This is a genomic window from Mesorhizobium sp. P3_A8 (assembly GCF_056402995.1).
On the sequence record NZ_JBFUGI010000015.1, the window covers coordinates 49,019 to 72,392 of the forward strand.

General features: G+C 59.5%; 23 protein-coding genes and 1 pseudogene. 13 read left to right on the plus strand and 11 right to left on the minus strand.

Annotation, left to right across the window (positions count from 1 at the left end; genetic code table 11):
• Window positions 1-769 precede the first annotated feature (769 nt).
• Window positions 770-1,006 carry a DUF6894 family protein gene (locus AC1DX4_RS29310; RefSeq protein ID WP_477223626.1) on the minus strand — a complete coding sequence of 79 codons (237 nt, stop codon included), beginning with the start codon at window positions 1,004-1,006 and terminating at the stop codon, window positions 770-772.
• Window positions 1,007-1,197: 191 nt separating this feature from the next.
• Between AC1DX4_RS29310 and AC1DX4_RS29315 the strand changes: the two genes are divergently transcribed.
• Complete coding sequence (locus AC1DX4_RS29315) at window positions 1,198-1,917, plus strand: Crp/Fnr family transcriptional regulator (RefSeq protein ID WP_477223627.1); 720 nt, start codon at window positions 1,198-1,200, stop codon at window positions 1,915-1,917.
• Window positions 1,918-2,031: 114 nt separating this feature from the next.
• On the opposite strand, the gene AC1DX4_RS29320 is transcribed toward AC1DX4_RS29315, so the two are convergent.
• The 3 genes from AC1DX4_RS29320 to AC1DX4_RS29330 are packed head-to-tail and all read right to left on the minus strand — an operon-like array spanning window position 2,032 to window position 5,967.
• Window positions 2,032-3,672: a glycoside hydrolase family 1 protein gene (locus AC1DX4_RS29320; protein WP_477223628.1), complete on the minus strand. Its 1,641-nt coding sequence runs from the start codon at window positions 3,670-3,672 to the stop codon at window positions 2,032-2,034.
• 2 nt (window positions 3,673-3,674) lie between these two features.
• Complete coding sequence (gene glf, locus AC1DX4_RS29325) at window positions 3,675-4,805, minus strand: UDP-galactopyranose mutase (protein ID WP_477223629.1); 1,131 nt, start codon at window positions 4,803-4,805, stop codon at window positions 3,675-3,677.
• Window positions 4,798-5,967 (minus strand): glycosyltransferase family protein, encoded by a 1,170-nt coding sequence (locus AC1DX4_RS29330; RefSeq protein ID WP_477223630.1) that lies wholly within the window; start codon window positions 5,965-5,967, stop codon window positions 4,798-4,800. Before AC1DX4_RS29330 ends, glf begins: the two co-directional genes overlap by 8 nt.
• 170 nt (window positions 5,968-6,137) lie before the next feature.
• Here AC1DX4_RS29330 and AC1DX4_RS29335 point away from each other — a divergent pair, with 170 nt between their 5' ends.
• Both AC1DX4_RS29335 and AC1DX4_RS29340 read left to right on the plus strand, forming a co-directional pair.
• Window positions 6,138-6,962 (plus strand): amidohydrolase family protein, encoded by an 825-nt coding sequence (locus AC1DX4_RS29335; protein ID WP_477223631.1) that lies wholly within the window; start codon window positions 6,138-6,140, stop codon window positions 6,960-6,962.
• Window positions 6,962-8,158, plus strand: a complete 1,197-nt coding sequence (locus AC1DX4_RS29340) for a glycosyltransferase family 4 protein (RefSeq protein WP_477223632.1) — start codon at window positions 6,962-6,964, stop codon at window positions 8,156-8,158. Before AC1DX4_RS29335 ends, AC1DX4_RS29340 begins: the two co-directional genes overlap by 1 nt.
• A gap of 27 nt (window positions 8,159-8,185) precedes the next feature.
• Here the strand turns inward: AC1DX4_RS29340 and AC1DX4_RS29345 are convergent, their stop codons facing one another.
• From AC1DX4_RS29345 to AC1DX4_RS29355, 3 genes are all read right to left on the minus strand, one after another.
• Window positions 8,186-8,854 (minus strand): methyltransferase domain-containing protein, encoded by a 669-nt coding sequence (locus tag AC1DX4_RS29345; protein ID WP_477223633.1) that lies wholly within the window; start codon window positions 8,852-8,854, stop codon window positions 8,186-8,188.
• Window positions 8,855-11,085: 2,231 nt separating this feature from the next.
• On the minus strand, window positions 11,086-11,394 hold the full coding sequence (locus AC1DX4_RS29350) for a hypothetical protein (RefSeq protein ID WP_477223634.1): 309 nt from the start codon (window positions 11,392-11,394) through the stop codon (window positions 11,086-11,088).
• 65 nt (window positions 11,395-11,459) lie between these two features.
• On the minus strand, window positions 11,460-11,693 hold the full coding sequence (locus AC1DX4_RS29355; protein WP_477223635.1) for a hypothetical protein: 234 nt from the start codon (window positions 11,691-11,693) through the stop codon (window positions 11,460-11,462).
• Window positions 11,694-12,715: 1,022 nt separating this feature from the next.
• Here AC1DX4_RS29355 and AC1DX4_RS29360 point away from each other — a divergent pair.
• Entirely contained in the window at window positions 12,716-13,945 is a 1,230-nt protein-coding gene (locus AC1DX4_RS29360; RefSeq protein WP_477223636.1) for an OmpA family protein, read from the plus strand.
• A gap of 410 nt (window positions 13,946-14,355) precedes the next feature.
• On the opposite strand, the pseudogene AC1DX4_RS29365 reads toward AC1DX4_RS29360, so the two are convergent.
• Window positions 14,356-14,580, minus strand: a pseudogene (locus AC1DX4_RS29365) (glycine zipper domain-containing protein).
• A gap of 416 nt (window positions 14,581-14,996) precedes the next feature.
• On the opposite strand from AC1DX4_RS29365, the gene AC1DX4_RS29370 reads away from it, so the two are divergent.
• The 8 genes from AC1DX4_RS29370 to AC1DX4_RS29405 all read left to right on the plus strand — a co-directional run bounded on the left by AC1DX4_RS29370 (window position 14,997) and on the right by AC1DX4_RS29405 (window position 20,311).
• On the plus strand, window positions 14,997-15,869 hold the full coding sequence (locus AC1DX4_RS29370) for a PRC-barrel domain-containing protein (protein WP_477223637.1): 873 nt from the start codon (window positions 14,997-14,999) through the stop codon (window positions 15,867-15,869).
• A gap of 1,013 nt (window positions 15,870-16,882) precedes the next feature.
• A complete protein-coding gene (locus tag AC1DX4_RS29375) occupies window positions 16,883-17,377 on the plus strand; it encodes a YidB family protein (protein ID WP_477223638.1) in 495 nt (164 codons plus the stop codon).
• 1 nt (window position 17,378) lies between these two features.
• Complete coding sequence (locus AC1DX4_RS29380) at window positions 17,379-17,816, plus strand: DUF4112 domain-containing protein (protein WP_477223639.1); 438 nt, start codon at window positions 17,379-17,381, stop codon at window positions 17,814-17,816.
• Window positions 17,817-17,903: 87 nt separating this feature from the next.
• Complete coding sequence (locus AC1DX4_RS29385) at window positions 17,904-18,155, plus strand: GlsB/YeaQ/YmgE family stress response membrane protein (protein ID WP_023784928.1); 252 nt, start codon at window positions 17,904-17,906, stop codon at window positions 18,153-18,155.
• 202 nt (window positions 18,156-18,357) lie between these two features.
• On the plus strand, window positions 18,358-18,966 hold the full coding sequence (locus tag AC1DX4_RS29390) for a BA14K family protein (RefSeq protein ID WP_477223640.1): 609 nt from the start codon (window positions 18,358-18,360) through the stop codon (window positions 18,964-18,966).
• Window positions 18,967-19,379: 413 nt separating this feature from the next.
• Complete coding sequence (locus AC1DX4_RS29395; protein ID WP_477223641.1) at window positions 19,380-19,628, plus strand: hypothetical protein; 249 nt, start codon at window positions 19,380-19,382, stop codon at window positions 19,626-19,628.
• Window positions 19,629-19,813: 185 nt separating this feature from the next.
• Entirely contained in the window at window positions 19,814-20,137 is a 324-nt protein-coding gene (locus tag AC1DX4_RS29400) for a DUF2934 domain-containing protein (RefSeq protein ID WP_477223642.1), read from the plus strand.
• A gap of 24 nt (window positions 20,138-20,161) precedes the next feature.
• Window positions 20,162-20,311, plus strand: coding sequence for a hypothetical protein (locus tag AC1DX4_RS29405; protein ID WP_013894378.1), 150 nt, complete (start codon window positions 20,162-20,164; stop codon window positions 20,309-20,311).
• 74 nt (window positions 20,312-20,385) lie between these two features.
• On the opposite strand, the gene AC1DX4_RS29410 is transcribed toward AC1DX4_RS29405, so the two are convergent.
• On the minus strand, window positions 20,386-21,339 hold the full coding sequence (locus AC1DX4_RS29410; protein ID WP_477223643.1) for a DMT family transporter: 954 nt from the start codon (window positions 21,337-21,339) through the stop codon (window positions 20,386-20,388).
• 225 nt (window positions 21,340-21,564) lie between these two features.
• On the opposite strand from AC1DX4_RS29410, the gene AC1DX4_RS29415 reads away from it, so the two are divergent.
• Window positions 21,565-22,287 carry a phytochelatin synthase family protein gene (locus tag AC1DX4_RS29415; RefSeq protein ID WP_477223644.1) on the plus strand — a complete coding sequence of 241 codons (723 nt, stop codon included), beginning with the start codon at window positions 21,565-21,567 and terminating at the stop codon, window positions 22,285-22,287.
• 25 nt (window positions 22,288-22,312) lie between these two features.
• Here the strand turns inward: AC1DX4_RS29415 and AC1DX4_RS29420 are convergent, their stop codons facing one another.
• Both AC1DX4_RS29420 and AC1DX4_RS29425 read right to left on the minus strand, forming a co-directional pair.
• Window positions 22,313-22,978: a hypothetical protein gene (locus AC1DX4_RS29420; RefSeq protein ID WP_477223645.1), complete on the minus strand. Its 666-nt coding sequence runs from the start codon at window positions 22,976-22,978 to the stop codon at window positions 22,313-22,315.
• The gene (locus AC1DX4_RS29425; RefSeq protein WP_477223646.1) at window positions 22,959-23,372 is read right to left on the minus strand and encodes a phage holin family protein; all 414 of its coding nucleotides are present in this window, start codon (window positions 23,370-23,372) and stop codon (window positions 22,959-22,961) included. Before AC1DX4_RS29425 ends, AC1DX4_RS29420 begins: the two co-directional genes overlap by 20 nt.
• Between the last annotated feature and the right edge of the window lie 2 nt (window positions 23,373-23,374).

Below are 23,374 nucleotides of genomic sequence, written 5' to 3' on the forward strand. Positions count from 1 at the left end.
TCTCACCGGTCCGGGGTTGAACCGCTCTGCCTGGAACCGGACCTCCAGCTCAATATTTCCTCGTTTGCCATTGCTGCAAAGCGCTCAGCTTCGTCGCGCTTGAGCCCGCAAGGCTTACCGCCGTGATCAGCCTGGAGACAGAAATCTCGATCATAAGCTGCCCATGTATCCCGAGAGTCCTGCCAGATAAAGAAACTTATCGACCTGCCCATTCTGTATTCCTTTAGCGACGATGCCTGTCTATCCGAGGTGGTCCTGTTCGGTGATGGAACTTGGCCCAGAGTTCCGCGCGATTTTTGGCACCGATACAGATCGCGTCATATGGCGAAGCCAAGCACCATCGTTTCGCGTCGTCGCTCCACGCGATCCCGTCGCGTTGTATACGCTTGGATTTTTCCAAACTGTCTGTTTGCACGATGATGACCCTACGACAGTCTTTATGCACGTCGTAACCCATGTTGGTGATGAGGTTTAGGATTCGGCGCGTTTTTCGATGGCACTTTGATCCCGCGCGTATATCGACCGAGGTGCGCGCGAGGTCGCGTGGCGCTGTGTCCGAATGGCCCGCGCACCTCCGCACTTGCTGCCCCAGCTCTAGGAAAGCAGAAAGGCTGTGAATTGCGCTGCTCACGGCGCCGCGGCGCTCTTCCCGTTGCGCTGCCCTTACACGTCGATCAATGCCGCTCTTATCTATATCTTTGATAGTTTGGGGCGATGTCCTAGCTGAAAGTCGCCGTGGGCCTTATTCGAAAAAGCTGGACCATTATGTCTATGCGCTCCAGCCTGATGTCAGGATCAACGATGCTTCGAACATCTGTGCGCCTCCGTCACTCCTAACCTTCACAGTGAGCTTGACAAGGTCGCGATCAGGCATTTCATCTCGAGCTATGTCATGCAGGATCCGCAGCGCCTCGGCGCGTGCGCGATCTCGCGACTCGAAAAATTGGCCGTCATCGTCGAGAACCTGGCCATCACTGTTGTAAACATCGAAAAAATATCGGTCCATTAAGATCACCCCAGGACGTCAGATTACTAAATCTGCTCGACGAATCGTGGTTCCTTCACTCCTGGCGTTTCGTTAGAAAATATATCAGATTGCGCCGGCGAGCTTATTTTGAGTTGGGGGGACTTGCAGCTCTTCTCGCTAATCCGCCAGGGCAGTCAGCGATTCTCCGCCTACAACCTTCGGGATGCGCAATGCTTGAATCGCTTTTTTTGCAGCTGGAACAACACGATGTTCTCTCAGAGACCGAACGGGCTTTGCTAACGCAGACGATTTCAATCGGACGTGATTTCGCCATCGGTCAGGATTTGGTGTCTGCGGGATCCCGTCCAACCTATAGCACCCTGCTGGTCGAGGGACTGGCAGCGCGCTACAAAGTGCTTGAGGACGGCGGTCGACAATTCACGTCGCTTCAGGTGCCGGGAGATTTCGTCGACCTTCACGCTTTCCTGCTCAAGACCATGGACCATGGCATTATCGCCTTGTCGGCCTGTCGCGTGCTTTTTGCCGATCACAATCGGCTCCGAAAGATTACAGAGACGGCGCCTCACCTTACGCGCCTTCTGTGGTTGGACACCCTGGTCGACGGGGCGATCCACCGGGAATGGATCGTCGCTATGGGGCGTCGATCCAAGATCTCCCATCTAGCCCATCTGATTTGCGAACTTTATGTCCGATTGAAGGTGGTAAATCGCACGGCCGGCCTAAGTTTCCGTCTACCTATAACTCAGGCCGAACTCGCCGACGTGCTGGGACTGTCGGTGGTCCATATGAACCGTGTCGTAGGCGAACTTCGTAAACTTGGCGCTATCACTTGGGCTGATCAGTCGTTGACAATCATCGACTGGGAGCGCCTGCAGGAGATCGCGGAATTTGATCCGACCTACCTCAGTATGGTGCGAGATGCGCGCTGACCAGCGCCGGTGTAAATCGCCAAGCAGCATGAAATTCCCAGGCGTGCGTCGCCGATCCCTGCCGCCGCCTTTGGTTTGTCGGTCAATAGGACGGGCCAGCGAGATCATCCTGCATCAGCGCTGACGTAACATGGCAGCGGTATTTGGGGCTGGGCGCTTGGCAACCCGATACTGGTTGTCGGGATGTGCGGAAACCAGCTCATAGGACCCGGTAAGGCCGTCGATCACCAGGTCGAGGAATGCGTTGCAGCCGGCAACCCAGTCCACACTGTCAGACACCGCGAGCGAGAAGTTCGTGCCTTGGCAATAGTCGGCATACAAGACAGCTACTGAGCCGTCTCCGGTGTACCCGATGCTTAGCTGAACCCATTCATCCGGCGATCCTGTATGCTGGGGTGCAGCGTGGGCTGGAAGTCGACGGCGACTGCAACACTCCCCCAGAATCGATAGTCGCCGGTCAAATCCTCGCAGCTGGATCGTAGGCGATTTTACCAACCTCTTGCGCGGCGCATGCCACCAGCCTGTCTGCGCAAGCACGGGATGGTCGAACGATTGCTTATTGACCAAGGCCGAAATGGCATCGGCCATAACTGTACTGCGCGGAAGGCCTGCCCTAGCGTCAAACACCCCGCATTCGTAGTATCCATCTTGGCGCATCATCATGGAATTCCAGTCCACGGCGCCGAACATTGACCAAGCGGTGACGGCACGTACGTCGATACCCTCAGCCGCGCATTCAGTGGCGGCCTCCCATCCCTCCATGAACCACCGCAGCTGTTCCTCACGGGTGCAGGCGTTGTGCACTTCTCCCATTGCCATTGGTAGCGCGTAGCGGCGCCACACCTCGCGCAGGCGCGAGGTAAATCCGAGTTCGCAGGCTGGCGCGTCGGCGCGGATAGCGGCGATGTCGACATAAGAATCGATGCCGTTGCCGCCGACCGGTTCTCGAGGGTGCCTTTCGACCCGATGATCGAGGAACCGATCGCTGGTGAGGTAGTAATCAACGCCGATCAGGTCCGGAGTGCAGGGCGCCCCCTCCAACTCTGCCAAGTGGGTTGGATGGACCCCAGCGTCGAGGAGACGGTCATAGAAAGGATGGCTCTGACCGACATGGCCACAAAGCAGATCCAGCGATAACCATCGCCGGCCGTTCTCGTATTCAGCTTGGTATGCTAGCTCTGGCGTGGCAAAGATCTTTCCGAAATCCTCGGTCTGCAGTAGACGCGCATCGGGGATGATCTTGCGGATGGCCGACATTGTCATCGCTATCGCACGGCATTGGGCAACCAGAAGCCGCAGGCAACTTGGCTCGTCCGTGCGGTGTGGGTGCCAGAATCCATAGAGGCCGCTGAGACGGGCGGTCGTCATCGGTTCGTTAATTGGCGTGAAAGTCTTTATCCACGGGTATCGACCTGCGAGCCGACCGGCAAACGCGGCTAAACGTTCGGCAAAATCCGGGGCGAGAACGGACGTCCAGCACGGCCCGCTGCCATGATGGACAAGGGCAGCCATTGGAGTGATGCCGAGTTGGCGCATCCGTTGGAGCCGCTGGTCCAACCAGCCCCAGTCACCCATGCCCTCAACAGCCTCGACGTGCTCCCACAACGCAGGATATCGAAGCGTTTTGATGCCGAGGGAAGCGACGAGATTCAAATCCTCGATGCGCTTTGAATGTCCGGTTTCGGCGAGCTGATCGCGGATCACGCCCCCGACACGAACCACGCTGCACTCAATGCCGCCCCAAACTTCCACCATGACTATCCAGCCGCGCCCTTGGCAAGGGACAACGTTGGTACGCCCGTCTTCTGAATGCGGTTGAACGCGGCCAGCGCCTGGCCAATCACCTGGTCCATATTATAGTACCGGTAGGTTGCCAGCCGACCGACGAAAATCGCATCGGTTTGCTGAGCAGCGAGTGCCTCATACCGCTTGTAAAGCACTTCATTCTCCGGCCTGGGCACCGGATAATAAGGATCGCCGTCATCCGTCGGATATTCGTAGGTCAGGCTGGTTTGAGCGTGCTGCTGTCCCGTCATATGCTTGTATTCCGTGATCCTGGTGAAGGCCTCGGTCTGCGGGTAGTTGACGACGGCGACCGGCTGAAACCGTGGCATGTCCAGTGTCAGGTGCTCAAATCGCAAAGATCGGTACGGCAATTTTCCGAGCCTGAAATCGAAAAATTCATCGATTGGACCGGTATAGACGAGACGCCGATAGGGGATGACCTCTCGAACCTCACGATAGTCCGTCTGCAGCATCACCTTGATATTGGGATGGGCTAGCATCCGTTGAAACATGCGTGTGTAGCCATCCGCCGGCATGCTCTGGAAGGCGTCGGCGAAATACCTGTCATCGCGATTGGTTCGTGTCGGCACGCGCGCCGTCACTGATTTGCTCAGCTGCGAGGGATCCACTCCCCACTGTTTTCGCGTGTAGCCTTGGAAGAACTTCTCGTAGAGTTCGCGTCCGACCGCCCCCACGACGACGTCCTCGGCGGTGCGGATCTCTTCCACTCTCTCTCTGCGTTCCGCCAGAAACTGCTCCATTTGCTCGGAGGTGAGGTCGAGGCGATAGAGACGATTGATGGTGTCGAGGTTGATTGGAATTGGCACCAACTGACCGTCGACCTTGGCCAGAACACGGTGGTCATAAGGATGCCATGCGGTGAACTGAGACAAATAGGCGACAATGGCTTCGGCATTGGTGTGAAAAATATGCGGCCCATAGCGGTGCACAAGAATGCCGGCTTCATCGTACCAATCGAAAGCGTTGCCGCCGATGTGACTGCGACGGTCGACGACAAGCACCGTCTCTCCGCGCTGACTGGCCAGGCGCTCTGCCAATACGCTTCCGGCGAAGCCTGCGCCGACGACAAGCCAATCAAACATGGTCGACCAAGCTCCTGAAACCAGGATGACGCAAAACCTTCGCGGGCTTGAGTAGATCGTGCATTGCGCTCCAGGTCGTGTCCCAAGACGTTCCCGAGAGGAATGTGTCGACCTTGGCCATGTCACCGCGACCCCTGCGCATAGCGGTGCTGAGGGCGGCTGGCATCGAGCCGGTATCTGCAATCTCGACTAGGCCGCGACGGCCGTAGGTTTGCACCACATCGACGATTGCAGTCGAGACGACCGGCAGTCCGCCGGCGAGGAACTCAGGCGTCTTCGTCGGACTGATATACCGCGTCGCCTCGTTCAGGGCGAAGGGCATCCATCCAACGTCCCAACCGGCCATGTATCTGGGCAATTCGGCATACCGCTTGGCGCCCAACCAATGAATGTTTGAGCCGGCGGGCAGCGTGGCCGGGTCGATCTTGACCACTGGGCCGATCGTGACGAACTGGACCGTAGGCATCGCCGCAGCGGTTCGAGCCACCAGGTCGATGTCGAACCGCTCGTCGATCACTCCGAAGAAGCCCACGCGGGGATGGGCAATGCTCAGCTGGTCTGGGGGGTCTGCTTGGGGCCGGCGAGCCTGATGGAAGTGTGCCGTGTCGATGCTGCTTGGAAACGCATGGACGGAGGGATGCCGGCTGCGCTTGGCCTCATAAAGACTCATTCCACCGGTGAACACGACGTCGGCCTTGGCGAAGAGCTTTTCTTCCAGTCGCTCGAGTTCGGGAGGTGCGTTTCTAAAGGCAGAAAGTTCGTCCATGCAGTCGTAGACGCAGACATCCTCCTGCAGCGCTTGCGAGAACTTCAATGCCATGGGCGTGTAGTACCAGGTCACCAACTGGTCGTGTCCGATGCCCGCCACCAGATCCTCAAGCAGAACGGCGATGGCTGTGTCGACATCATTCCCGGACTGATGGAGCGGCAGTATCGGCGTCACAACTTCCAGGCCTGGCGCAACCGCCTTGCGGCGCAGAAGAGGTATCTGGACAGTCTCGAAGACGGGTTCTTCGAAGAACACAACGGCGTAGTCGGCCGCGGCGCGCGTCATCAAATGCTGCGGGCGTTGAAAAACGAAGTCCCACCGCAAGTGGGAGAAACAAATCAGAAGTGGGTTATCGAAAGGCACGAGCATGGGGTTGGATACAGTCTGATCCATTGCAAAGATCCGCATTCGGGTTGGCTTGTGGTGGATCAAGCTCCGTTCGCAAATCGGGTTCCATGGCGACGCGGAATTTTGTCTTTGTCACCGGAGATCAACGAACCACGATTTTCTTGTCATGGCGGGAACGGGCATCACCTCCGTAAGTTGTCCGCGGGGAGGCGCCAATGATTGTTGATGCACACCTTCATACATCGGGCCGAGAAACGACGGCAGATGTGCTACAGACGCTTGACGATGCAGGGGTGGATATCGCCTTCCTGCTGGCGCCTTTCCTGACGCCGCCCTACTCGCTGAATGACCGGGAGTCGCTGCGCGCCGGCAACCGGTACCTTTCCGAGCTTGTAAAGGGCCGCTCGGATCGGCTGGTCGGATTCGCGGTGGTGAATCCGCTCAATCCGCAAGCAGCCGACGATCTTGAGGAGGCAGCTGCACTTCCCGGCATTCGCGCGCTGAAGATGGTTCCGACCGGATGGTATCCGTATGATGAGTGCGCGCATCGCGTCTACGCGGTCGCCGCGAGGCTCGACCTCCCCATCTTGTTCCACAGCGGAATTTTTATTGACGGCCGGTCCGGCAGGTTCTGCAGGCCGTCCTTCTACGAGGCGGTTCGCGATCATCCCGGCCTTCGCGTCACCCTAGCTCACCTTGGCTGGCCATGGTGTGACGAAGCCAACGCGGTTGGTGTTATCGATCGGATCAATGGTGTCGACCCAGCCGAAAGCCAGTTTCGCTTCGACCTGTCGTTCGGACCACCTCCCATCTACCGCGACGAGGTTTTTCGCAAGGCAATCGACGTGATCGGCCCACGCTCGCTGCAATTCGGAAGCGACCGCTTCTTGCCGTGCAGCGGTGCGCACATTCGCGCTGCTTTAGACGAGGTCGGGGCAATTCTCGATCAACTCGAGGTCGCAGGCGATGACCGAAAGGCGATCATGTCGGGGACAGCAATGGATTGGCTGAGGCTCCACCGGTCGCAAGGAGGAAAGTGATGGCTCGGACTCCGCGTGTTCTGCCAAGTGGCCAGACCGATGAGCGCACCCATGTCCTAGAGGTCTTGGGCAACGCCATTGTCGGCGGCATGGAAAACTATGTGCGGAACCTGGCTGCGAACCTGCCATCGGAGGAGTTTAAAGTTTCGCTCTTGTGCCCTTTTGAGAGCCCGTATACCGCATTGTTACGGTCCGAAGGGAGAGATGTCTATATTGCGCCCTTGCGTGACGATCCGCCTTGGAAGACAATCGAACTGATCTGCACACTCGTCCGTGAAACCGGGGTCGATCTGCTCCACGCTCACCTGATGAACGCGCATACCGTGGCGGCAATGGCCGGCCGATTGAGCGGGACGCCGACCGTCGCCACGTTGCATGGCATGAGCCTGCATCCGCAGGAAATCAGCGTGACGCGCACAACCGGGAACTACACCATAGTGGTGTGCCGCGAAGCCTGGTCACAGGCACTTGCCGTGGGGTTGGCGCCTGAGCTTGTAAGCCTCGTTCCCAATGGGGTCGATATCGCAGTGTATCACCCGAAGTCGGCTGAGAGTTCGGAGTTCCGCCAAACGATCAACGTCGGCCCTGCCGATATGTTGGTGGGGTTCGTTGGTAGGCTGGCTTGGGAAAAAGGGCCTGACAAGTTCATCAAGGCAGCCGAATTTATATTGCAAAGGCGGCCTGAGGTGCACTTCGCAATGGTTGGCACCGGGTCAATGGAAAAGGATCTCACCGCCACGGTTCGGCGTGCGGGACTGGAGTCGCGCATCCATATCGTGGGGCTTGCGCGCGAACCATATCGGATTTATCCGGCGCTGGACTTGTTGTTGCATACGTCGCGCGCGGACGCGATGCCGCTCACTATCCTGGAGGCCATGGCATCTGGCGTGCCAGTCGTGGCGATCGGCGTCGGCGGCGTACCGGAAATCGTCGCGACGGGCGAGACGGGAATTCTTATAGGGACCACGGAGTGGCCCGGTATCGTGTCGGAATATCCCGGTGACTGGGAGGGCGTCGCGCTGGCGGCACTCTCGCTGTTATCCAATCCTGCCAGGTTAAAATCGATGGCTGGTGCGAGCGTGAGGCGGGCGCAAGCCAACTTCGATATCCGCCAGTCGGCGACCCTGACGAGTCATATTTTCCGGCAGTTGCTAGGATCGCGTGCCGACAAAGCGCGCCTTCACTCGGTTCCCTGAATTTAAGGAAGCACGACCACAGAAGGTTCAGAATTTGGTGGCCCTGATCCCGGTAATGACAGGGTATAGGGGATCAACAACGTCGAGGCTTGCGCGGTCGATCTCCTCGAAAGCGAGGCCCTGCAGAAAGGCTGTGGCGGCCAGAACATTGCCGAATTGCTGCACCTCCACTGCGGCGGAGCCAAACCTTTCCTCGAACAGGCGTCGTGCAGCACTCTGAGTCATGGCCCAGAACCACTTTTCTGGCCCGTCTTGAGCATCAATGGAGGTGATGCCTGGAACCGTCCCCAGCACAACGCCTCCTGGCGCCAAGGCGCGATGGATCGTGGCAAGTGCACCCCGCACGTCGTAGATCATGTGCAGCGTCTGGGTCACGATGATGCAGTCAAGGCGCCCGCCCTCCACGGCATTCTCGTTCTGAAGATCGATGCGCATTGTGGCGTTAGGATTGGCACTCTCCGGCGAATCGATAATGTCGGAAGACACAACCCGCTCCAGTCCGAAACGGAACGTGTAGGCATTGTCGCCAATTTCCGCGACACGCCCTTGAATATCCTGCGCATGGCGCCGCAGAAAACTCTCGATGTAGTATCGGTCAAGCGGCATGCCGCGATCGCCGCCGAATTTCCGGCTTATGGGCTCGACCTCGCCGAGGTCTCCAAAGACGACCGAACCAGGTGCCGGGACGGCTCTCATCTTGGATTCAACCCTGAGGACCTATGGAGCGGTGAAAATCTTGCTTGGGCCGTCATGACTTCGCTGTGAAGGCTTGGTTGGAGTGGATGCGTCATGATCGATGACCGCTCGTTCCACAGCAGATCGCTGGCACAAGGGAGTGGTTCTGGCTCAGCCATCAGCTTTCTTCCTCGCTGCGTTCGCATTTTGACCGCTGGGGGCAGTAGTCTTTGCGTCCTTTGAGTGAGCTGCCAACGCAGGGCCCGCCCCGGTCGCCTTACGCATGTCCCCGCTGCGCTTTTCTGGCTGCTCTTTTTTCCTCAAGAGCCCTGAAAAATACTTGCCGAAGAATCCCATCATTTCCTCCTCGATTAAGCGATTCAGCCAGGCCTAATACGAATTTGCCGCGAGATGATTTGTTCCCTCCGGGAGCAACGTCCCTACTATTTCCTCCTGTTTCGTGGTGACAGCCAAGGGATCACGGGGCACATACCAGTTCAGGCTTCTCGGTTCAGCGCAGGACCGTTACGTCATTTGATGTCGTCGTTTTTGACCTCGGCGGTGGAACGTCCTTACGAGATTGACGTTGGCGCTGATCTCTACTCGAGGTCATTTCGGTATGGTGATGTTCGCCGAGAGCCAGGCTCAGCAGATAGCCGAAAACGGATTGCTTTCGACCGAAGAGAAGATTGCGCAGTTGCGAGCATTGGAAGTACATCCGGACGCGTCAGGATCGAACCCTCGTTGGCTGATGAGGTCAGTCTGTAAGAAAGCTCGTCGATGCGAGCTTTTTGTCTTCGGGGCACTGCGGAAAGCATTTCGGCGGTCTGACCCGCCCGATATACGAAAGGGCCAGATTGGTGCATATAATGGTCGGATAACCCGCCTTCTCCAATAGAGGGCGAGTCGATTGACGTTAGTCGATTACCGCTACAGCAAGCCGGCCCGACTACGGTCTTGACGTTGGTCGCGATGCGGGCGAATTTTGTGAGCGTCGATCCACCCTCGCTATCGAGGACGCGCAATGCAGGGCAGGAGGTCCCAGGAGCGGACGGGCCAGTACCCTTTAGATGATCTCCCAACGAAGCACGGCCTGTCCGGGACAGTCTGCGACGGTCATTCTCAATCTTCATGCACCACCCCGGCCGCGCTGCAATGCTGCCTCCGTGGCTGTCAAAGAAGCGATCATGCAGCGCCAAGCTGGCCGGCTGACAAACCTTCTCATCGACTAGGGCACGATCTACAGGACGCGCGGAGGCCTCCCGCTATCGCATTGACCTCCGTGACTACGGCGCGCCTTCTTGAAGGTCCGACAATTTCACGCCCATACCTGCTGTGGGGACGAGAACGTGTCGCCGTGAATGTTTCTCGGTTTTGGCCATCGCGCAGTCAAAGCCTCTCTGTGTGCGGCTGGGCCGGGGCCGGACCCGGAAGGATCAGGGTGACACAGCCGCGTGTGCTCGAAATGGGGTGGAACGAAAGGCGTGACCGACGGGAGGGACGGTTGCCAGTAGGTGTTTTACTTTCGGCTGGGTGAAGTCATAGGGCTATTTTGCCCAGGTTTTTGAAGATTGTGAGGAGTGAGGCCGTTGAGGGTCTTCAGCACCCGCATGTTTGCTTCCAGCCTCGGCAATTGACTGAAGATCCCGCCTGTAAGCTCAGATTGCGGCGCAAATTCAACCATTTTCGCGCCCATGCCCTTCAGGCGGTCAATAGGGCCGCAAGGTCCGTCGCCCGCTGGCTCCCGGCCAGCGGGCGCCTTTGCACAATAGACCGCGCATTTGACCCGCCGAAACACGGGGCCTTACGAACTCGTTTGTGCACCAAAGGAGCATGCTGGGCGGAGATCGCGGTGAAGGCCGTCGAGGGCGAAGACGGGATATGCCGACGCGAACTCGGGATGTCATCCCACCCAACGGTACATTTACGCTCAAGGAGTGCCCCACTGTACGCAGCAGAGGTGCAACTCGGTGTCGTGCTGATCCATGGCTATCGCGACACCGTCGCCATCGCACCAACCTGAGTGAGCTAATTATCGCGCTGCCGGAAACGCGAAACGACGTGATGGGGACTGGAGCATAAACCCGCATTGAATCAAATCAAATCACGTTGCTCGACCAAAATGCGGTTGCCGATATCACCAAGGAACGTTACTTCGCCGGTAAGCCCGCCTCCCGCATAAGTGGCGAGGAAGCCGCGGGCGAAACTCGCAACTTAGGGCCACGGGACGCGATGCGCTAGAGACAGGACCTCTAACGCTTTGCCACCGTTTCACGCAGCGGCCCGTTGCGGGTCGGCGGCCGATATCTTGTGACCAACTTGACCGTGCTAATACCGACCGTGACGCGCCCCAGCACCTGCACTGTGACCCTTTCTAGATCCTCATCAACGTGAACAACTTCCCCTTCGAATCTCATCTTGTCGCCAGGCTTCGCTGCGGGATCGATGGTCGAGTAAGGGTGCAGAGCGGTCGGAATATGCAGCGCCACGCGATCCTTGATGCGCTCGCCAACCGTGGCGACAATCGCCACCTTGTCCCCGATGTTGATCTGCCGAGCCATCCATAGAATCCTGGAGCAGCATATCTATTCGTCAAGGGTTGCTAATATATGAGGCGTGAACTGACTTAACGCCCGGCGTCTCTGGCCGCCGCCGTGCCGCTGTCAGCTTTTGGAGCGTCGCGAAAATCGCCGTCGATATCAGACTGTGCCCAGCGTTCATGAAATCTGACCTGGCGACGGTCGCGCATGACTACCGACTTGTCGCAGGTCTGGAAGCGGTAGAAATGCCTCCGCTCGTCGGCTAGGTCGCTGTCGTGCTTCCGTTCAATTGGAGGCCCGATATTTGCAACGTCATTCATCGGCTGCGGGCCTTTGCCTCGCGCCAGAGTCTCACGCTCATTGGCCGCTCATTGGCATGCGCCGACGCGGGCCGATATTTATGGACGGTAAGCCGCGTGATCTCAGCGAGCTCGATCACGATCAGGCAGCGACGAGCTTCAAAGTCGCCTAGGCGCATTTGCAGACCACTGGCTCCCAGCCGCGCATGCCTAGGATGCGAGATTGCTGTTTATTATGCCAAGGATTAGTGCGGCAAGCGGGATTGCACCTGTAGGATTCAGATGGGCTTACCTGGATATTGTGAGGCGGCCGGGCCGGTATCGCTGACACCAGATAGAAATAGCAGCAATTAGTACCAATCAGAGGGAGTAGCGATTGATCCGCCTGTCGTGTCTGCTGGCAAGCGCGCCATTCGATCTTGACGGGGAACCAATGTGCCAGTGCCCAGTTTGGATAGCGACGGGACACGCCACGGAGAATGAATATGACACGCCGACCAATGATTTTGGCCAGCACCGCACTCGGGTTGCTCTTCTCAGCGCCGTTCGGGTCCCCGCTCGACAGTTCAGCACTCGGCGCGGCACGGTTCGTCGCATCCGCACCGCCGATTTTTATCAAGTTGAAATGTAAGGAGGGCGAGTCCGCCGAAGCCTGCGCGCTAAGGCAGCAGGCTCCGTCCGAAAACGCTGCTCCACCTCCAGCGACCGAAGCACAGCCTGCTTCTAAACCGCAGGAGCAGCCAAAACAGGCAGCCCCGGCGTCTGAGGCACCTCCCGTTCCAGCACCCACCGCACCGGCTGAACCGTCCGCGAAGCAACAGCCTGCTCAACCGGCCGAGCCGGCGCCGCAAGCCGAGCCTGCCCCCAATAAGGCTCCAGACGAACCGGCAGGCAAGCAAGCCCAGCCACCTGCGGATCAGGCGCCTTTGCCCAGCCCGGCTCCCCAGGCGCCTGCTGCGACCGCTAAGCCTGCCCCTGCGCAGGGCGAACAGCCGGCGGAACCTAAGAAAAAACCTGCCGCCGAGCAGCCTGCAAACCAACCCGTGACAAAAGCCCCACCTTCAACCGAGCAGCCCCCCGCCAGCGGAAAACCAGCCGTTGGTGAGCCGGCCGCGCCCGCCCAAAGCGAAAAGCCAGTCCAGGGCGAGGCGCCAGCCGATCCGAACGCTGCCCCCATCCTGGACAGCCAGAAGGACGCGAAGCGTCCGGGCAAGGATGGCAAGGTCGCCCCGCAGAGCGGCAGCGATGAGGTCACCGCGCCTGCGACCGCCCCCGCAGATGCCGCACCACCGCCTGCCGACGACAAGTCAGCGCAGCAGGAGATCAAGCCGGAGAAGATCGTTCCGGTGACGAACGAAAAGGGCACTCGCCGTGAAAAGGCGCCCGACACCCAAGCGCCGGAGCGTCCAAAAGGCGCCGATGTCCTCACGGAAATTGGCGGCCGGGTCATCATCCAGTTCAACCACCAGACGATCGTCGAGAGCAACGAAGCGCCGCGCATGAACCGTGGTGCCAAGGACGTGTATTACGAGGATCTGCCGGGCGGCCGCACCCGCGAGACGGTCGTTCGTGACAACGGCAACCAAATCGTCACCATCCGCAACCGCAATGGAGACGTCATCCAGCGCTCCCGCATCACGCCCGACGGGCGCGAGTATGTGTTGAGCTATGTCGACGAGCGGTATTACCAGGACGTGCAGGATTGGCGCGACCCTGGAGATGACTTGCCGCCGATGCGGCTAACCATCCCGCGCAAGCAATACATCCTGGAGTCGGATTTGGTAGAGGATCCTGGCGACTACTACACCTTCCTTGAGCAACCGCCCGTGGAAAAGGTCCAGCGCCTCTACTCGGTCGATGAGGTCAAACGCTCGGCGCGTGTGCGCGACATCGCCCGGCGCGTTGATCTCGACACGTTGAATTTCGACTCCGGCTCGGCGACTATCTCGGACAGCGAAGTCAAAAAGCTGCAAGGCGTTGCGGACGCAATGGAGCGGCTGCTGAAGCAGAACCCGGCGGAAACCTTCTTGATCGAGGGCCACACCGACGCCGTCGGTAGCGACAATGCAAACCTGGCCTTGTCCGACCAGCGAGCCGAGGCAGTTGCCGAGGCCCTCACCAATGCCTTTGGCATCGCGCCGGAGAACCTGACGACCCAAGGCTACGGTGAACGCTATCTCAAGGTGAACACGACAGGGCCCGAACGACAGAACCGCCGTGTCGCTATCCGCCGCATCACGCCCCTTGTGGCGCCTGTCGCCAGTTCCAACTGACCGACAAACTCGCAAGTCGGTAAAGCTCGCCGACTTGCGAGACCCTTGCCAGACCATGGTGCTATCTGCTACCCCGACGGGGGCTTTTTAAGAGTTCATTTACCGTCCGTCTTTAGCATCCCGCTTGCGGCTAAAGTAGCAGTTCCGCATCTTCAGGCAACACCGCCCGTCGCTTTTAGTCCAACTAGGAGCGACGGGTACTTCACCCGCGAGCCTACGGCTCTTTCTGCGGCGATCGAGCGGCCACCGGCTTTAAGTACGCTATCGATGCGACTGGAGATATCGAGCGCTCATGAATGGGTGATCGTCTGCGCTGGGATTGGTGCGGCCGAAAGTGCGCACATAAGTCCGACGTTGATCGATCCAATTGCTCTTACCTTTGTGATCGCAACAGAACACGCGCCTTAAGATCAGTAACCGTCCTGGCATCGGGCAATGTAAACCTGGCCATGACCATCTCGATATCGGCGTTGGCCCGCCGTGTCCGATCACCGCACCGGGATCGCGCCGACTGCGCCACCAACGACAGCACTTGTACCGGATCGCCGGCCACCGCGGCTCCTCCCAAGCCACCGACGGCGGCGCCTTGTTCGGTACGGGAGCACGCGCGGAATCAGCAGGCTCAAAATGAGCAGTGTCTATTCATGGGTCCTCATCTCAAGCCTTAATCGGCCGGAGAAAAAATGCGGCAAGTGATTTTTCGAACCATGGCCTTGCCGCCTACGTGGAACGTCTCCGCTCCAAGGGCGGACTCCGCAAACTGTTCGGCAGGGGAACGTTCAGGTCCAACAAATTTCCCGCGATACAGCCCCGTCTACGCACAGAAAAATGCGAGTCGCAGAAGCGAATCTGATGTGGGGTTTCGGATGCCCACAACTCCGCTGCGGTTATCGGTAGTCATCCCAGCTCTCTCGCGCAACGTCCGAATTCCAAAGGGAACTTCGCATCGTGCGGGCCGTTGTGACGTCGCAAACTGTGCCGCGTTCAGCCTCCGTGCAATGGTTCGGCCGAACGCGGCGTGCATCAACACTAACGCACAAGGAAACGTACCATGATTGGCAAACTTTTGGCTACTACAGCAATAGCAACCCTGCTGTCGTCTGGCCTGTGGGTATCGGGGGCAGCCGCTGAAGATGCCACCAGACCTGCCGCTTCTACGACCACTGCGGCAACGGCGCCGGCGGTTAGTGCAGACGGCAGCCTCGTCACCAAGATCATAGGCGCCAACGTCTACGATAGCGCCGCCGACAATGCCGAGAAGATCGGCGACGTCAAAGACATCGTCCTCTCCAAGGACGGCAAAGCCAAGTACATTATCATCGGCGTAGGCGGATTCTTGGGCCTGGGTGAAAAGAACGTCGCCTACGATTTCAACAAGGCCGAGTGGGTCGAGAAGAAGGGTGATCGCTGGCTGGTCGCCAAGACCACCAAGGAAGACCTTCAGGCGCAAAAGGATTTTGACCTGAAGGTTTACGACACGGCAGCGGCGTCGAACACCAATGATGTCGCAGCGACCCCGGCTAACAATGAAGCGGCTCCAGCCACCACCACGGACAAGACGGCCACAGCGGCAATCGACAAGTCTTCGCTGACCGAGATGCCAATGGATAAAATCAGCACCAAGGATTTCATCGGCACCAACGTCTACGGCGCCGACGACGCAAAAGTCGGTGAGATCGGCGACGTGGTTATGACCGGCGACAAGAAGGTCGATGCCGTCATCGTCGACGTGGGGGGGTTCCTTGGCATGGGGGAAAAACAGGTGGCCATTGGCCTGGAGAAACTGAAGTTCATGTCGGACAAGGACGGCAACCGGTATCTCTACACCAACTTCACCAAGGCTCAGCTTGAGGCGCAGACCGCCTATGACAAGGGCACCTACGCGCAGAATCGCGACAAGCAGCGGATCATTGTTGGCCAGTAGAATCCAACGTGGCCCGCGCTCCTTAGGCGCGGGCCACGTCTTTTCGTTTTTCGATCGTCTGTTCGCGGGATCTGCCCATCAGGGTAGGTGCGCGCAAGACGAGACGCTCTCGATCCTCCGATCGCCTGAATAATGTAACACGTTGAGGGCCTTGTCGGGTGTACGTATTGGCACTCACAAGACGTTCGTCCACCGGTCCTCAGAGCGGTGTGTAGGCCTGTAGGCGCGCCACTCCCCATGGGTCAGCGAGGGGCTGTGGTTGCCGATAGTCTTGGCAACGTTGCTCAGTAACCACCAAATCTGAATCGCCACGCCCTGCCGAGAGCGCATCGCCAAGATCAGCAGAACCTCATATCGTCCGGCAGCTGTTTTGGCATGAGGAAGCGCGGTTCGAGAAGCCTACTGGCGTACGGTGCTGACAACGAAGAAGCCCGAGGCCTAAGGCCTTCGCCATGGCAAGAAGATCGGCGCCCACGTCTCTTGAGTGAGCTGGCCATCGGACTGTAATCCGACCGCCGTCTGGAAGCACTGACCGCCTTGCTGAAGCTCTCGGCAAGGGGCCGTCGATAAGGCCCGGCGAAAAGCGCGCGCGGTCAAACAGAATTTGTACCTTCAGTACGGCTGGGATGAAGCCCTTTGGGGGCCGGATGCGAATTGCGCCTGGTTGACGGCATCTGCTAGGTCCTGCTTAGCCGCTTCGGCGCCGCCAAAAGCGACGAGGAACACTGCGGCGACAACAAGGAGCCTGATCATCGAGGTCACTCCGGGCGCAAACGGCCTAATGACGCGGCACGACCTATTTGGTTCCGTGGACCCAAGGCATTGGGTTCAGGGCTTTAGCCAAGCGGGACCTCGGAACGGCCCTCACATCTCTGTCTGGTAGATTAATCGACCCTCCGGACAGCGCCGCAGGATACCCAACATTGCATCGTCGCTCACGGAACTTTTGTTGAGCTGAGTGCTTCCTCAGGTGGAGCTGTGCCTCCTCCATTTGAACCGTGACGGAGACGAGAATGGCAAATCTGGGAAGATTGGCAATCGCGATGCTTGGCGTCCTGGCATACCAAAACCGCGACAAAATCGGCGAATTGATCCGTGGGGCCGGAGATCACAATCCAAACGACCCGCAGGGCGGAATTATGGATCAGATTTCCAAAGGCGTCTCGGGTACGGCGCTTGGTGATATCCTAGATCGATTCAGAGGTGCGGGGGCAGGATCGAAAGTCGATTCTTGGGTCGGCACCGGGCCGAACCAACCGATCGAACGAAATGATGTGGAAGCGGCGATAGACGAACACACGCTGACGTCCCTCTCGATGCAGACCGGCCTCTCGCGCGAGGAGCTCATCACCAGGATCACCCGGGATTTGCCCGAGGCGGTCGACAAGATGACGCCAAATGGTGCACTGCCGCCCGAGCCAACGAAGCTCTCGGGTGAGGCCACCCTGCTCGACGACGTGCCGCCACATAGGCCGCAAGCCAAATCAACCGGGCAAAACGATGTCTAGAATGACTGCCATATCTCAGAAAGACCTGCCGGGGCGTACAGGCTCGGCCGTCAGGATGACTGGACTGGGCTTTCAGGGCACCAGGGCAGCAAGCGTAGTGGCCGAATTGGATTTGTTGGCGGCGCTGCTTGATTCCCGTTGGCGCATTCCGGGAACCTCAATTCGTTTTGGACTGGATGCCCTCGTGGGCTTGGTGCCCGTCCTCGGAGATGTGGCGACAGGTATCGTTTCGGCTTACATCGTGTTGCGAGCCCGAAGCTGCGGCGCTGGAAAGATCTTGGTCGCCAGAATGTTGGGGAACGTATTGCTTGATACGGTTGTAGGAAGCATCCCTGTTCTGGGCTCGATCTTCGACGTGTATTTCAAGTCCAACAATCGCAACATTACGCTGCTTCGCCGCCACCTTGGTAAAGTCGAAGTTGGCCGCCGACGAGCCTGATTGCCGCTCAGCATTCGCCCGAGGAACTTTATTGGTTTATCGCACGTTTTGCCGCCGAACCAATTTCGGTTCAGGAAAGGGGAAAATATGGAAAATCCAGGTGTCGGTTGGATAGCTGCTATCGTGATCGGCGGTATCGCCGGCTGGCTCGCAGAGATGTTCATGAAAAGCAATATGGGCGTGCTCATGAACATCATTCTGGGGATCGTGGGCGCGATCGTCGCCAACTTCCTCCTCAGCCTGTTAGGCGTATCGATGGCCGGCTGGCTTGGGTATTTAGTCGCAGGCTTCATCGGTGCCTGTATTTTGATTGCAGTCGCGCGAATGATTAGGCGCTGAACCGACAATCTATTTGTGCACATTATAACTCAGATTGAGGCGCATGATCCCCGCGATCAGGCGCCTCTTCGGTCTTGCGAAGCTATACGTTGGGGTTCAGGTCGATCTCTCACTCAACACAGGTGACCCTTGCCATATGCTCGCTTGCTGGAACCAGTCTTGACGCTCCGCATTCTATTAGCAGGGGCTCAAGGAGTGTGGGATGAAAGCGGTTTTGGCACTGGTCGGCGGCTTCGTGCTGACCCTTGCGGTTTTCGCCAGCGGGCTGGCTTTCGCTGCCTGGCTGATTGTCGCCAAGCCCGTGCATCAGGCAAGGCCCGCCGACAGTGTCTCGCAGCTTTGGACCAAGGACGCACAGCCTGTCGACAAGGCCGCGCAGCGCTTGGAGCGCGTGGCCGCCGCGCAGCCCGTGGCGCCCGACGCCGCCGCCAGGGTGCAGGCGCCCAACCCGACCAATACGGGCGCGGTGGCGCCGGACGAGGGCGAGCAGCAAGCCAGGCTGCAACCTGCCCATGTCGCTTGGTGCGCCGACCGCTACCGCTCCTACAATGCCGACGACAACAGCTACAGGTCCTATAGCGGACAGCAGCGGCCCTGCGTGTCGCCCTATCTCGACACCGTTGCGACCGACCCGGCCGCGCAGCAGCCCGCCGAAGTCAGCTATGTCGAAGGCGGCGCCGCGCCCCTGGTTGCGGCAGCGGASCTTTCGGACGACCACGTCCAATCCTGCTTCAACCGCTATCGCTCCTACCGTCCCGAGGACAACAGCTACCAGCCCTATTCCGGCGGGCCGAGGCGCCAGTGCGAATAGGCTGCTGCTTGCCATCTCCGCCTCTCTGAAATAGCGGCGGTGCGACATCAGGAGATGGCGCTGCCTGCGGTAGAGACCAATTGCCGGTGAGGCCGCCGGTTTGAGGGCCGCTGCAGGCCCTCCCGACCGGCTTTCGCCGCGTCTCCCGGCCGCATTCCACGCAAAATCCCACTCCTCGGGCGGTTCTTACCACGCCCATTCCCACGTTGGCACAAACACCAGCCCCTTATTGAAGCCGCCAACAGCGCAACAACGAACCGAGAGACGGTCGTGCGCTGAAACCTGCAGCCGCAAAGATCCAGTGAGGGTCGCGGTTGGCCGGTTTCGCCCGAGAGCATGAACAGACAGCCTCACGAATGCGATGCGGGCGGCGCGTCGAGGTCGATGTCACTTTTGAAAGATGGAGACTTGAAATGAAGAAGATCATTTTGGCTACTGCTGCGTTCCTGTTTGCCTCCGGCATGGCCTTTGCCGGCAGCGACCATTTCGGCTCGGACTTCGTCCCCGCCGCCAGCAGCTACCCGACCACCACCCATTGGATGATGTCCGGCGGCGCGGTCGACCACAGCGTCACCAAGAGCATCACCGACAGCGCGGCCGAGGCAAATGCGACCTCCGGCATGCCTGCACCGGGTTATGGCCAGGGCATCTGGGGCCACTAACATCGGCCACCACGGTCGGCATCCAGGCGGCGGGCAGATCCCGCCGCCTGGATCATTTTGCGCCCGGCTGGCGCCTCGCGTCCTCCCGGCCATCCAGCAATTCCACCTGGACCAGCGATCACGTAAATTTTTTGGATCATTCGCGGCGGCGCGGCGTTCATCTCCCACACCAAGGGAGAACCACCATGACCGACGACCGCAACGACAAAATCCGTGACCGCGCCTACGCCATCTGGCAGCGAGAAGGCGGCGCTCATGGCGACCATGATCGCCACTGGCACCAGGCCGCGATGGAGATCGACCGGGAAGCCGCTCTGCCGCTGACGGCCGACGACGCGCTGCCGGAAACACGCGAGATCGCCAGCACTGATGTGCTGGAGGTCGAAGCGCTGGCCGTGCGCACCGGCATATCGGGCGACGAGGCGCAAGCGCTGGTCGACCGCCTGGGCGCCGACCGCGCCGCCACCGAACAGGCCGCCCGCAGCCTCAAGGCCAGGCGGAAATCCTGATCGACCCTAGCGAGGGAGAGCGAGATGATCCGCAAACTCAAGGACGGCAAATACCGGCTTTATTCGCGCAAGAAGGATGAGAAGACCGGGAAGAGGCGGAATCTCGGCACGTTTGAGACGCGCGAAGCGGCGGAGAAGCATGAGCGCGAGGTGCAGTATTTCAAGCGGCATTGAGGGGGTGCCTTTGACTGTCGCGATGGTGACGCACCACACGCTACTGCGACCGGGTACCCGCACTCGCAAGATTTCTACACCACGCGTGGTTGAGCTGGTTTGACCACGGTGGCGAGGACGATGCCGGCGACGATGAAGGCAGCACCGACCAGATCGTAATCGTGCAAGCCCTCGCCGAGCAGCAGGTAGGCGAGCACAGCCACGAACACCGTCTGCAAATAGAGCAGCATGCTTGCCCGGCTGGCGCCGAGCGTTTCCACGCTTTTGTTGTAGAGATAGTACATCAAGGCGCCGCCGGGACCCGCCAGATAGGCGAGGGCGAGAAGGCTGTGGACGTTCATGGCGGAGCGTTCGTCGTTGAACAATTCCCACAGATGGAAAGGCAAGGCGACCAGCGCACCGGCGCCGAGCAGCAGCACGACCATCGGCAGGAGTTCGATGCCGAATTTGGCACGGCGCAAAAGCACGGTGTAGAGGCCCCAGCAGAACGCGCTGCCGACGATCCACAACTCGCCGGCGTTGACCTTGAGTTGCAGCAGCGCCGTCAAATTGCCGTGGGCAACGATGAAAATCATCCCGGCAAGCGCAACCAGCGCGCCAAGCGACTTCCACAGCCCGAGCGGCTCGCCGAGCACGAAACGGGCGAGCACCATCGTCATGACAGGCGACAGCGCCATGATGATGCCGGCCGTGGTGGCGTCGGTGTGGTTGAGGCCATGGTAGATCATGCCCTGGCACAGCGTGAGGCCGATCGCCCCCACGGCGACGACCTCCACGGCGCGCGTTCGCAAAAGCCCGATCATCGCCTCGTGATGGCGGTGCACGATCGGCAGCAGGATGGCGCAGGCAAGCGTCAGCCGCCAGAAGCAGAGGCCCCAGGGCGGCATTTCAGGCGCCACCCATTTGGCCGCGATATAAACACCGGCCGAAAGCAGCCAGCACAGGACGGCGGCCGGATAGCCGGCCAGGGAGGATATGGGGCCGGCCACGGGTTGCGCGGCTTGATGCGCTATCGGCATTGCCTGCATGTCATGTCCCCTTCGATGACCTCGGCCAGACGGGGCAACATAGCCTGTGTCGTTGGGTCGTGCATCCGTTTTGAAAGCCGAGAAGGCGCTCGGCCGTTTTCGACGGAGCGAGGACGTTCTTTCCCCTGAGGGGATGCGCGCCGTACCGAGGAAGAGGTCTGGCGCGCGGCCGTTCACTTACTCCCTGTCATGTGCGATAGTCGTGCACCGTTTGGGAGACCTTCCATGGTTGTGCGACATCTCCGGTATGCACTTGCCGCGTGCTGTTTTGCACTTTCGCTGTCATCGGCGCCGGCCGAGACGCTGCGGCTTCCCGACAATTTGACCGGGTTCGACACCGATCAGGGAGAAGCCTATCTCGTCGAGAGTGACGCCCGCGAAGCCTATTTTGCTCTCGCCAGCAATTTCCTGACCCAGAAAACGCAGTCGTTCTGCGGCGTGGCGAGCATCGTGATGGTACTCAACTCGCTTGGCGTGCCGGCGCCCGAGGTGGCGGAATACCAGCCCTACCGCACGTTCACCCAGGACAACGTTTTGGATGAAAAGACCGACACGGTGCTGCCCCGCGCCACGCTGGCGGAGATCGGCATGACGCTCGACCAGATTGGCGGCATCCTCGCAACGAAGGGAGTCTCGGCTTCCGTCCATCACGCCACGGATACGTCGCTGGACGAGTTCCGGAAAATGGCGCGAGCGGCGCTCGGCGACAAGGGGCGCTTCGTCATCGTCAATTATCTGCGTAAGGCGATGGGCCAGGAAAAGGGCGGTCATATATCGCCGCTTGCAGCCTACGATTCCAAGTCGGATCGGTTCCTGATCCTCGACGTCGCGCGCTATAAATATCCACCTGTCTGGGTCTCGGCGAGCGACCTCTTCACGGCCATGAACACCACCGACAGCGACAACGACAACAAGACCCGCGGTTTCGTTGTCGTTGCCGCGCAATAGAGCCTCTCACCTCTTCGCGCCGCAATCACGCGTCGGGCGGATTGCGCACGCCTTCATTGCGGACAAAATAGTCGCTCGCCAACGCCAAGACAGCCAAGAAGGCGGCGCTATACCGGGCAAAGCCAAAGGACTCCGCCGCCGCAAGTTTAGCGCCGCGCTTATGCTCGCTGACGAATCTGGCCGCCACGTCCCGGACTTCGTCGGCGGCCTTGCCGAACAGCGCCTGCTCTTTGGCTGTTGGTTGAAAAGCCCGGCCGATGAGATGGCCGAGAAAGAGCCCTCCTGCGGAGCCGGCTATGACCTTTGCTCGCTCCAGGTTTGACACGGCACTTCGCGGAAGTGCGTGGTAACGGCTTGGTCCAGCATCGGCATGCCCGCCGCTGGTAAGTGTTTCAATGTCCGCGCCCGCACTTCCGGCGGGGACATTGCCGCCAGCGCTTCTCCTGCCGGCATCGAAGACAGCGACGGCGCCCAGGGCGACAGCGGCCGCAGTGCCGCCATTCTCCTTGACGGCATCCGAGACGCCACCAAGGACCCCGATCACCTTCTGTTTGGCGTAGTGCGTGGAGGTTTGCACCAGATGCCTGGGTTGGAGCCTGCGGCTCAACTCGCTGACCGGCCCAAACAGCGCTTGCCGTTCGGCGTGGCTTTGCACCAGGATATCCCGGATCTCATTGCTGGGTTGAGCCATAGCGTATGCCCTGCTTCAAGGCTGCGAGGTCTGTCCGCACCTGGTTGACGGTTTCTACGGGCGTGATGGTCCATCCGATCAGCGCGCGCCTGGCCAAATGAAGAGATAGCATCCCTGCGGCGATCAGAACGGCGCCGACGATCAGGCAGGCGAACATCGCGCCGACCCCAAAATGGATCATCGCAAGGATGAGGAACTGAACCAGGGCGAATGCTGCCAGGACAAAGAACATGCCGGCAGCCACGCCGCATGCGCCCGACGACACGATCGTCGTGGTCTTGGCCCGCATTTCCGCTTCGAGCAGGCGAAGATCGAGGCGCATCAACGAAGCGAATTGACTTACAGCTTCGCTGAGCACGCTCCCGAATGGCCGGTGATCCATTCCGTCATCCATGC

Coding starts and splice junctions, on each gene's coding strand:
- AC1DX4_RS29340 (WP_477223632.1), top strand. CDS start 6,962: ATGGCTCGGACTCCGCGTGTTCTGCCAAGTGGCCAGACCGATGAGCGC.
- AC1DX4_RS29330 (WP_477223630.1), bottom strand. CDS start 5,967: ATGGATCAGACTGTATCCAACCCCATGCTCGTGCCTTTCGATAACCCA.
- AC1DX4_RS29335 (WP_477223631.1), top strand. CDS start 6,138: ATGATTGTTGATGCACACCTTCATACATCGGGCCGAGAAACGACGGCA.
- AC1DX4_RS29420 (WP_477223645.1), bottom strand. CDS start 22,978: ATGGCTCAACCCAGCAATGAGATCCGGGATATCCTGGTGCAAAGCCAC.
- AC1DX4_RS29370 (WP_477223637.1), top strand. CDS start 14,997: ATGATTGGCAAACTTTTGGCTACTACAGCAATAGCAACCCTGCTGTCG.
- AC1DX4_RS29425 (WP_477223646.1), bottom strand. CDS start 23,372: ATGGATGACGGAATGGATCACCGGCCATTCGGGAGCGTGCTCAGCGAA.
- AC1DX4_RS29320 (WP_477223628.1), bottom strand. CDS start 3,672: ATGGTGGAAGTTTGGGGCGGCATTGAGTGCAGCGTGGTTCGTGTCGGG.
- AC1DX4_RS29395 (WP_477223641.1), top strand. CDS start 19,380: ATGAAGAAGATCATTTTGGCTACTGCTGCGTTCCTGTTTGCCTCCGGC.
- glf (WP_477223629.1), bottom strand. CDS start 4,805: ATGTTTGATTGGCTTGTCGTCGGCGCAGGCTTCGCCGGAAGCGTATTG.
- AC1DX4_RS29405 (WP_013894378.1), top strand. CDS start 20,162: ATGATCCGCAAACTCAAGGACGGCAAATACCGGCTTTATTCGCGCAAG.
- AC1DX4_RS29375 (WP_477223638.1), top strand. CDS start 16,883: ATGGCAAATCTGGGAAGATTGGCAATCGCGATGCTTGGCGTCCTGGCA.
- AC1DX4_RS29355 (WP_477223635.1), bottom strand. CDS start 11,693: ATGAATGACGTTGCAAATATCGGGCCTCCAATTGAACGGAAGCACGAC.
- AC1DX4_RS29410 (WP_477223643.1), bottom strand. CDS start 21,339: ATGCAGGCAATGCCGATAGCGCATCAAGCCGCGCAACCCGTGGCCGGC.
- AC1DX4_RS29415 (WP_477223644.1), top strand. CDS start 21,565: ATGGTTGTGCGACATCTCCGGTATGCACTTGCCGCGTGCTGTTTTGCA.
- AC1DX4_RS29385 (WP_023784928.1), top strand. CDS start 17,904: ATGGAAAATCCAGGTGTCGGTTGGATAGCTGCTATCGTGATCGGCGGT.
- AC1DX4_RS29310 (WP_477223626.1), bottom strand. CDS start 1,006: ATGGACCGATATTTTTTCGATGTTTACAACAGTGATGGCCAGGTTCTC.
- AC1DX4_RS29345 (WP_477223633.1), bottom strand. CDS start 8,854: ATGAGAGCCGTCCCGGCACCTGGTTCGGTCGTCTTTGGAGACCTCGGC.
- AC1DX4_RS29400 (WP_477223642.1), top strand. CDS start 19,814: ATGACCGACGACCGCAACGACAAAATCCGTGACCGCGCCTACGCCATC.
- AC1DX4_RS29380 (WP_477223639.1), top strand. CDS start 17,379: ATGACTGCCATATCTCAGAAAGACCTGCCGGGGCGTACAGGCTCGGCC.
- AC1DX4_RS29315 (WP_477223627.1), top strand. CDS start 1,198: ATGCTTGAATCGCTTTTTTTGCAGCTGGAACAACACGATGTTCTCTCA.
- AC1DX4_RS29350 (WP_477223634.1), bottom strand. CDS start 11,394: ATGGCTCGGCAGATCAACATCGGGGACAAGGTGGCGATTGTCGCCACG.